This window comes from Nocardioides sp. Root151, from assembly GCF_001427925.1.
Classification (GTDB): domain Bacteria; phylum Actinomycetota; class Actinomycetes; order Propionibacteriales; family Nocardioidaceae; genus Nocardioides.
Window position 1 is genome coordinate 107,492 of sequence record NZ_LMGG01000004.1, and the last position, 8,401, is coordinate 115,892.

At 69.1% G+C, this 8,401-nt stretch carries 8 protein-coding genes; all 8 read left to right on the plus strand.

Annotation, left to right across the window (positions count from 1 at the left end; all coding sequences use genetic code 11):
* Positions 1-184 precede the first annotated feature (184 nt).
* The 8 genes from ASD66_RS09015 to ASD66_RS09050 all read left to right on the plus strand — a co-directional run bounded on the left by ASD66_RS09015 (position 185) and on the right by ASD66_RS09050 (position 7,874).
* Complete coding sequence (locus tag ASD66_RS09015) at positions 185-1,381, plus strand: glycosyltransferase family 4 protein (RefSeq protein ID WP_235530021.1); 1,197 nt, start codon at positions 185-187, stop codon at positions 1,379-1,381.
* Between the two features lie 24 nt (positions 1,382-1,405).
* Positions 1,406-2,767, plus strand: a complete 1,362-nt coding sequence (locus tag ASD66_RS09020; RefSeq protein WP_056676372.1) for a UDP-glucose dehydrogenase family protein — start codon at positions 1,406-1,408, stop codon at positions 2,765-2,767.
* 93 nt (positions 2,768-2,860) lie between these two features.
* Positions 2,861-3,862 (plus strand): AAA family ATPase, encoded by a 1,002-nt coding sequence (locus ASD66_RS09025; protein ID WP_056676375.1) that lies wholly within the window; start codon positions 2,861-2,863, stop codon positions 3,860-3,862.
* A gap of 12 nt (positions 3,863-3,874) precedes the next feature.
* On the plus strand, positions 3,875-4,762 hold the full coding sequence (locus ASD66_RS25620; RefSeq protein ID WP_056890746.1) for a DUF58 domain-containing protein: 888 nt from the start codon (positions 3,875-3,877) through the stop codon (positions 4,760-4,762).
* A complete protein-coding gene (locus ASD66_RS09035) occupies positions 4,746-5,207 on the plus strand; it encodes a hypothetical protein (protein ID WP_056676380.1) in 462 nt (153 codons plus the stop codon). The genes ASD66_RS25620 and ASD66_RS09035 overlap by 17 nt, the downstream gene beginning before the upstream one ends.
* Positions 5,198-6,178 (plus strand): VWA domain-containing protein, encoded by a 981-nt coding sequence (locus tag ASD66_RS09040; RefSeq protein ID WP_056890747.1) that lies wholly within the window; start codon positions 5,198-5,200, stop codon positions 6,176-6,178. The genes ASD66_RS09035 and ASD66_RS09040 overlap by 10 nt, the downstream gene beginning before the upstream one ends.
* Complete coding sequence (locus tag ASD66_RS09045; RefSeq protein WP_056890748.1) at positions 6,175-7,170, plus strand: vWA domain-containing protein; 996 nt, start codon at positions 6,175-6,177, stop codon at positions 7,168-7,170. The genes ASD66_RS09040 and ASD66_RS09045 overlap by 4 nt, the downstream gene beginning before the upstream one ends.
* Entirely contained in the window at positions 7,167-7,874 is a 708-nt protein-coding gene (locus ASD66_RS09050; RefSeq protein WP_156388614.1) for a hypothetical protein, read from the plus strand. The genes ASD66_RS09045 and ASD66_RS09050 overlap by 4 nt, the downstream gene beginning before the upstream one ends.
* The last annotated feature ends 527 nt before the right edge of the window (positions 7,875-8,401 follow it).

Here is an 8,401-nt window from a genome sequence, read left to right on the forward strand (position 1 = left end):
TGGGGAGAACTGGCGACGGGTCGATGGCAACTCACGACGGGTCGACGTTGGGCACGGGTTCACGTGTCGTCCATCCCGAACTCCGTGTCCGTTCCGGCGTCGTCCCTACCTTCGAATCAGAGGTTGCACCCGATTCGAAGGGGACACGATGCGCCACCGACGCAGGCCTGCCGACCCACCGGTAGTGACCAACCTTCACGAACTCCCCGCCACGACAGGCCGCCTCCGCGTGCTCGTCGTGGCGGAGTCGTTCCTGCCCCAGATCAACGGGGTCACCAACTCCGTACGTCGCGTGCTCGAGCACCTCGCCGCGCAGGGACATGACGCCGAGCTGATCGCACCGACCGGCCCGGCGACGTACGCCGGCTTCCCGGTGACCCGGGTGCGGGGGGCCAGGTTGCCGTTCTACAAGGAGTTCCGGATCGGCCTCGAGTCACGTCGCCGGCTCCGCCACGCGATGGAGCGGTTCCGCCCCGACGTCGTGCACATCGCGTCGCCGGCCACGCTCGGCTACCAGGCGGCACGCGCCGCCGACGACCTCGGGATCCCCTCCGTGGCGATCTACCAGACCGACCTGGTCGGCTTCGCCGCGCAGTACGACGTGCCGGGCGGAGCGCGAGCGATGACCGCGCTGACCCGCAAGATCCACGTCGGGGTGGGCCGCACGCTGGCGCCGTCGAGTGCCAGCCTGCGCCAGCTCGAGCTGATGGGTGTGCCCGGGCTGGCCCTGTGGCCGCGCGGCGTCGACCTCGAGCTCTTCGACCCGCGACGGCGATCGGCGCAGCTGCGGCAGCGGATCGGCGACGACCTGCTGGTCGGCTACATCGGCCGGCTGGCCCCCGAGAAGGAGCTCGACCTACTCACCCACCTGCTGGACATCGAGGGGATCAGGCTGGTCATCGTCGGCGGCGGGCCGGAGGAGCAGAACCTCCGGCGACTGCTGCCAGACGCCAGCTTCTTGGGACTCCTGCACGGCGAGGAGCTTGCCTCGGCGTACGCCTCGCTCGACGTCTTCGTGCACACCGGTCGTCACGAGACCTACTGCCAGGCGGCGCAGGAGGCGCTGGCCTCCGGCGTCCCCGTCGTGGCGCCGCGTTCCGGTGGGCCGATCGACGTGGTCGCCGACGGCGCAGGGTTCCTCTACGAGCCCGGCAACGGCGCCGACCTCAGGTCGTACGTCGAGCGGCTGGTCGAGGACCCGATGCTGCGTCGGCGCATGCAGTCGACCGCACGACGCAGCGTCGAGGGGCGCTCCTGGTGGGCGGTCAACGAAGCACTCGTCGGGCACTACCGCGAGGTCATCAGGGAGACCGGGCTCCGCGGGACCAAGACCAGCAATCCAGCCAGTCAGGGCACACGCCGACTCGGCGTGGCCAGTTGAAGCAGAACTGTTGAGGAGGACACCGTGAGCACACGCATCTCCGTCATCGGCACCGGCTATCTCGGGGCCACCCACGCCGCAGGCATGGCCGAGCTCGGCTTCGAGGTGATCGGTGTCGACACCGACGCCGCCAAGGTCCGCGCCCTCGCCACCGGCCAGGTCCCCTTCTTCGAGCCCGGACTTCCGGAGCTCCTCAGCAAGCACGTCGCGTCCGGGCGCCTGCGCTTCACGACCTCTCTCGAGGAGGCTGCCCGGTTCGCCGACATCCACTTCGTCTGCGTCGGCACACCACAGGGCGCCAACGGTGCGGCCGACCTGAGCTACCTGCACGCCGTGGTCGACGGACTGGTCCCGGCCCTCGAGCGGCCGGCGTTGATCGTCGGCAAGTCGACCGTGCCGGTGGGCACCGCCGAGGCGCTGCTCGATCGCATCGAGGCCCTCGGGGCGAAGGACGTGGAGCTGGCCTGGAACCCGGAGTTCCTCCGCGAGGGCCACGCCGTGCACGACACACTGCACCCCAACCGGCTGGTCTTCGGCATCAACGCGCCCGGTGCCGAGTGGGCACTGCGCAAGGTCTATGCCGCCGCGATCGCGGAGGGCTCGCCCGTGGTGGTGAGCAACCTGCCGACCGCCGAGCTGGTGAAGGTGTCGGCGAACGCTTTCCTGGCCACGAAGATCTCCTTCATCAACGCGATGGCGGAGCTGTGTGAGCTGACCGGTGCGGACGTCACGTCACTGGCCGATGCGCTCGGCCACGACGACCGCATCGGTCGCAAGTTCCTCGGTGCCGGGCTCGGCTACGGCGGAGGCTGCCTGCCGAAGGACGTGCGTGCCCTGGTGGCCCGCGCCGAGGAGCTGGGGTCGGGCCGGTCCGTGGAGTTCCTTCACGGGGTCGAGGCGATCAACGGCCGGCGCCGCGACCGCGTGGTCGACGAGGCGCTCTCGGTGCTGCGGAACGTGGACGGCCGGGCCTTCGGCCGGGTGGCCGTGCTGGGTGCCTCGTTCAAGCCGCTCTCCGACGATGTCCGCGACTCGCCCGCCCTCGACGTGGCCCGCCGGCTCCACCAGGCCGGTGCGTGGGTGACGGTCTACGACCCGCAGGCGGCCGTGCCCGCACGTTCGGTGGCCCCGGAGCTGCGGTACGCCGCCAACGCGGTGGCCGCCTGCCGCAAGGCCGACGTCGTGCTGCACCTGACCGACTGGGCGGAGTTCCGCGACCTCGACCCGGCCCGGCTGCGCCAGGCGGCCCGGGGGAGCGTGCTCATCGACGCCCGCAACACCCTCGACCCGGAGCCCTGGCTGGCCGCCGGATGGGACGTGCGGACGCTCGGCACCCTGGTGCGCCAGCCCGCGGTCGGCGTACCGGCGAAGTCGCTGGTCGGCTGAGTCCCAACCGCATCAGTGGAGCGCGTTTGAGTCGATCTTCCCGGTGGCATGCTGGCGGCGGCAACAACGTCAGCGCAGGGAAGAGGATCACGCATGTCGGCACGCCCCCGCACGATCGAACCGGTCGAGCTGCACAAGGCCAAGGGGATCCTCGATGAGATCTCCGGGGCGTTCTCCAAGCGCATCGTCGGCCAGGAGCAGCTGCGCACCTCGCTGCTCGTGGCGATGATGGCCGAAGGGCACATCCTGCTCGAGAGCGTTCCGGGGCTGGCCAAGACGCTGGCCGCCTCGACCCTGGCCAAGGCGATCCGTGCCGACTTCGCCCGCATCCAGTGCACCCCCGACCTGCTGCCCAGCGACATCATCGGCACCCAGGTCTACGACCCGCGCAACCACGAGTTCGAGACCCAGCTCGGCCCGGTGCACGCCAACTTCGTGCTGCTCGACGAGATCAACCGTGCCAGCGCCAAGACCCAGTCCGCGATGCTGGAGGCGATGCAGGAGCGGCAGACCTCGATCGCCGGCGTCATCCACCCGCTACCGACACCGTTCATGGTGCTGGCCACGCAGAACCCGATCGAGGAGGAGGGCACCTACGTCCTCCCGCAGGCCCAGATGGACCGGTTCCTGCTCAAGGAGGTCGTGGAATACCCCTCCGACACCGAGGAGCTCGAGGTCCTCGACCGCTACGACAGCGGCGCCCTCGGCACCGGCAGCACCGTCGCGTCCGTGGTCACCCCGGAACAGGTCGGCTACCTGCAGCGCCTCGTCGAGCGGGTGTACGTCGACCCGGTGATCAAGCGCTACATCGTCGCGCTGGTGCACGCCACGCGCGAGACCGAGAAGGTGCTCGGCCCCGAGCAGGGTCGGTTCGTCGAGATCGGCGCCAGCCCGCGAGGCACGATCGCGTTCTACCAGGTGGCCCGCGCGCTGGCCGTGCTCGCCGGTCGCAACCACGTGATCCCCGAGGACGTCCGCCACCTGCGCCACTCGATCCTCCGGCACCGCATCCACCTCAACTTCGAGGCGCTGGCCGAGCGCGTGCGGCCGGAGATGGTCATCGACTCCGTCTTCGCGGCCGTCCCGTCACCCTGATCGGCGCGTGTGATGACTGCCCATCTGACCCGGGTCAAGGCCCGCATGTCGATCCATGCCCACCGCAAGGTGCGTGGCCTGCTCGAGGGTGAGTACGCCTCGATGCACACCGGTCGCAGCATGGACTTCAACGACCTGCGCGAATACGTGCGCGGCGACGACGTGAAGGACATCGACTGGAAGGCCTCGGCGCGCAGCCGTGCCCTGCTGATCAAGCGCTATGCCGCAGCCCGCAAGCACACCATCCTGATGGTCGCCTCGACCGGCCGCAGCATGGCCGCGATGAACGACCTCGACGTGCCCAAGCGCGACCTCGCGGTCATGGTGGCCGGGGTGGTCGGCTACCTCGCCGTCCGCCACGGTGACCGGGTGTCCCTGGCCTGGGGAGACTCCGTCGAGCAGCACCAGATGCCGCCTGCCAGCGGTGAGCTGAACCTCGAGCGGCGGCTGGGCGCGATCCACGACAACACGCTGCCGACCGGTCCGCCGGCCGACCTGACGGCCGTGCTGAAGTACGTCGCACGCACCGTGCGGCGGCGCACGATCCTGGTCGTCATCTCCGACGAGTACACGATCGATCCCGAGCTCAGTGCGGTCCTGCGCCGGCTCACGGTGCAGCACGAGCTGCTGTTCGTCTCGATCGGCGACCTCGACCCGACCACGATCCACAGCAACGGCAATGTCGTCGACATCGACTCCGGCCACGTGGTGCCCGAATGGGCGCGCTACGACGAGGCCCTGCGCCGCGAGTACGCCGCACTGCTGACCGGGCAGGCCACCAACATGCGTCGCGAGCTCGACGCGCTCAACATCGTCCACGAGACCGTGCACGACGACGCCAGCGCGATCCGGGCCGTCCTCAAGCTGCTCGAGAGGCACCGCCATGCCGGACGCCGATGAGTTCTCGGGCCCGGTCGACTACTCGTCGCAGTGGCTCTGGTTCGCGATCGGGGCGCTCGCCCTGGTCGCGTTGTTCTACCTGGGCGTGCTGCTCTGGTCGCACGCGGGCGGCCCCAAGCCGCTGAAGCCCGGCGACGTGCCCACCGCCCGGACCCGCGCGATGGGCGAGCTGGACCGCATCGGTCACCAGGTGTACGCCGGACAGCTGGCCGAGCGGGTCGGCTACCAGCAGCTCAGCTCGGTGATCAGGGACTTCGTCTCGGCCGTGTCCGGCATGCCCGCGCACACGATGGCGCTGGCCGACCTGCGGGCCGCCGGTGTGCCGCACCTGGCCGAGACGATCGCCTTGATCTATCCACCCGAGTTCGCTCCTGACTCGACCGCCGTCGAGCCCTTCGGCACGACCCTGAACCGAGCCCGTGGGTTGGTGTCGTCATGGAACTGAAGTGGACCTGGCTGGCGATCACCCTCACGGTGATCGTGCTGGCGTGGCTGGTGGTCTGGCTGTTCCCGACCCCGTTCCGCCGTACGCCACGCAACGCCGTGCTCGTGGCGCATGCCGCACGACTGCGCCGCATCCCGCGGTTCCGGGTGCTGGCGCGGCGCAGGGAGTTCGAGATGCTGGCCCGCGTGGTGGCCGTGCTGTTCCTGCTCGGTGGCACGATCCTGCTGAGCTCGCGGCTGACCTCGACCGACAGCCACCAGCCCGACGTGAGCAACCGCGACATCATGCTCTGCCTCGACGTGTCGGGCTCGATGACCGAGTACGACGAGGAGCTGGCCCGTGAGTTCGCCAAGATCAGCGAGGGCCTCGACGGCGAGCGGATCGGCCTGACCATCTGGCACAACGCCTCGGTGACGGTCTTCCCGCTGACCGACGACTACGACTTCGTGCTCGAGCAGCTCGAGACGGCGGCCGACAAGTTCGCCAGCTACGACTACGACTACGTCGCGGGCACCCTGGTCGGCAACGGCAACAGCGGATCGCTGATCAGCGACGGGCTCGTCTCGTGCGTCGACCGGTTCGACCGACCCGACGAGGAACGCGGCCGGGCGATCGTGCTGGCCTCCGACAACGACCCGCAGGGCAAGCCGATCTTCACGCTGCCCGAGGCCTCCGACTACGCGGCCGAGCACGACGTCGTCGTCTACGGGCTCGGCACTCGAGAGATGTCGGTCCTGCCGGGCGCCGTCGAGGGCTTCACGTCTGCGGTGGAGAACACCGGAGGCACGTTCTCGGTGATGGGCAGCGACGGCTCGACCAACTCCATCGCAGAGGGCATCAACGAACTCGAGGCTGCGCGCAGCAAGGAACCTGCCCGGGTGACCGTCATCGACGAGCCCGCGCTCGGCACGGGACTGGTGTCGGCCGGCGTGCTCCTGGTCGTGCTGGCCGGCATCAGGAGGCGGGCATGATCGCCCTCGAGCTGACCTACCGCCCCTTCGCGCCCGGATGGCTGATCGCCGTCGGCGCGGTCGTGCTGGTCGCCCTGTGCCTGTTCTTCGTCGTACGCCGACCGCTCGAACGCACGGCGTGGCTGCTCCGGATCCTGATGGTCGCGGCGCTGGTCGGAATTCTCGTCCGCCCGGGCTACGGCACCGTGCCGGCGAAGGCGAAGACCTCCGACCTCGAGATCCTGGTCGTGGTCGACCGTACGACGAGCATGTCGGCGCTCGACTGGAACGGCAGCGAGCCGCGGCTGAACGGCGTGCAGGCGGACCTGAAGGAGCTGACCGAGGAGTTCCCGGGCGCCCGTTTCTCCCTCGTGACGTTCGGCGCCTTCGTGCGCACGGAGCTGCCGTACTCGAGTGACTCGCAGGCGTTCCTGGCCGCGGCCGAGGTGATGACCGTCGAGGGTGCCTTCGACGGCGAGGGCTCCCTGGTCGACATGCCGCTCGAGGTGATGACGGAGTCGTTGGCCGGCGCGAAGAAGCGCCACCCTGAGCGCAAGCGACTGGTCGTCTTTGCCACCGACGGGGAGAACACCCGCGACGGCGCGGAGCAGCGGTCCTTCGACGACATCGACGACCTGGTCGACGGCGGCATCGTGCTCGGCTACGGCACCGAGTCCGGCGGCAAGATGCCCGTCGACCCGGAGGCCGACATCGACTCCTACATCTACGACGACGCGACCCAGCAGGACGCGCTGTCCAAGCTCGACGAGCCCAACCTGACCAAGATCGCCGGCGAGATGGGCGCGACGTACCAGCACCGCGAGGCGGTCGGCGGCCTCGACAAGTGGGCCGACGACGTCGACCAGTCGTTCAGCAACGAGGACGACGAGTTCGCGACGAAGAACGAGGTCTACTGGATGTTCGCCCTCGGGCTGTTCGTCCTTGCCCTGATCGAACTGGCCCTCGCCTGGCGAGGCTTCCACGCGGCCCGACGGGAGTTGAAGCAGCTGTGAGCACGAACCCCGCCCGCCGTAGATGGCGGAATCGCCTGTTCCTGTTGGGCATTGTGCCGTTGCTGGCGGCCCTGCTGTTCGTCACCAAGGTCGGCATGATGCTCTCGGCCCAGGCCGACGGGCAGTCGGCGTACGACAAGGACAAGTTCTCCAAGGCCGCCAAGGCATTCGGCGACAACGCGTCGCTGAACGTGATGGAGGCTTGGATCTCGCCGTTCAACGAGGGCGCCGCCAAGCAGCGCGACGAGGACTACGACGGCGCGTTGGAGAAGTACGACGACGCATTGAAGGACGTCCCGGACGACAAGGAATGCACGGTCCGGATCAACATCGCACTGGTCCACGAGGTGCTGGGCGACACCGCCGCGGAGAAGCCGGACGGCGAGGCTGCGCTGAAGTCGTGGCAGACCGGTCGCGACGCGTTGGCCGAGGCCGACTGTCCCACGGATGCGGGGGAGCGGACCGACGACGCCAAGGCGGTCGACGAGCGGCTGCGCCAGAAGATCGAGCAGGAGAAGCAGAAGCAGCAGGAGAACCCGCCTCCGCCGAAGAAGGACGACAAGAAGGAAAAGAAGAAGCAGGAGAAGCTGAAGAAGCAGAAGGAGAAGCTCGAGAAGCGCAACGACAAGGGCCGGGTCGACCGCAAGAAGTCCCAGGACTTCGAGGACTACGACTACGACTCCGATCCCGGCTACGAGTGGTGACGGCAGGTCCCCTGGTCGAGCAGGCCTTCCGCCTCGCGTGCCCCTTCAGAGGTGGCCCAGCGCTGGTCTGAGGATCGTGAGGACCCCTCAGTTACTGCTGAACGACCAGCTCACCGGCCACCATGTGCCGGCCGCGGGGCAATCTCGGTGGTTGAGGAATCGCCTGCTCCGCACCCACCCGGCGAGGGAGGAGGCGCACCACCCTCGGTGGTTGAGGAGGCGCGCCAGCGCCGTCTCGAAACCAGGTTGGCGCGTGCGATGGCTTCGATGGTGGCTGATGGTCGTCCGGTCGAAGATCGGGAGCCGTCAGCCACCACGGAGGGTCCGCTGGTGGCTGCGCGCTGAGCGAGGGTCTTCCCCGATGGTTGAGGAGGTCCCGCTAGGGGGACCGTCTCGAAACCAGGCCTAGGTCGGTGGTTGGGGAGGCGGCCGCCGTCTCGAAACCATGCCTGGGTCAGGGCAGCAAGGGCCAGGCGGGCGGTGAGGACGGCGGTGGGGTCGGGTGTGGGCGTGGCGGTAGCCCCGTT

Coding starts and splice junctions, on each gene's coding strand:
- ASD66_RS09025 (WP_056676375.1), top strand. CDS start 2,861: ATGTCGGCACGCCCCCGCACGATCGAACCGGTCGAGCTGCACAAGGCC.
- ASD66_RS09040 (WP_056890747.1), top strand. CDS start 5,198: ATGGAACTGAAGTGGACCTGGCTGGCGATCACCCTCACGGTGATCGTG.
- ASD66_RS09045 (WP_056890748.1), top strand. CDS start 6,175: ATGATCGCCCTCGAGCTGACCTACCGCCCCTTCGCGCCCGGATGGCTG.
- ASD66_RS25620 (WP_056890746.1), top strand. CDS start 3,875: ATGACTGCCCATCTGACCCGGGTCAAGGCCCGCATGTCGATCCATGCC.
- ASD66_RS09035 (WP_056676380.1), top strand. CDS start 4,746: ATGCCGGACGCCGATGAGTTCTCGGGCCCGGTCGACTACTCGTCGCAG.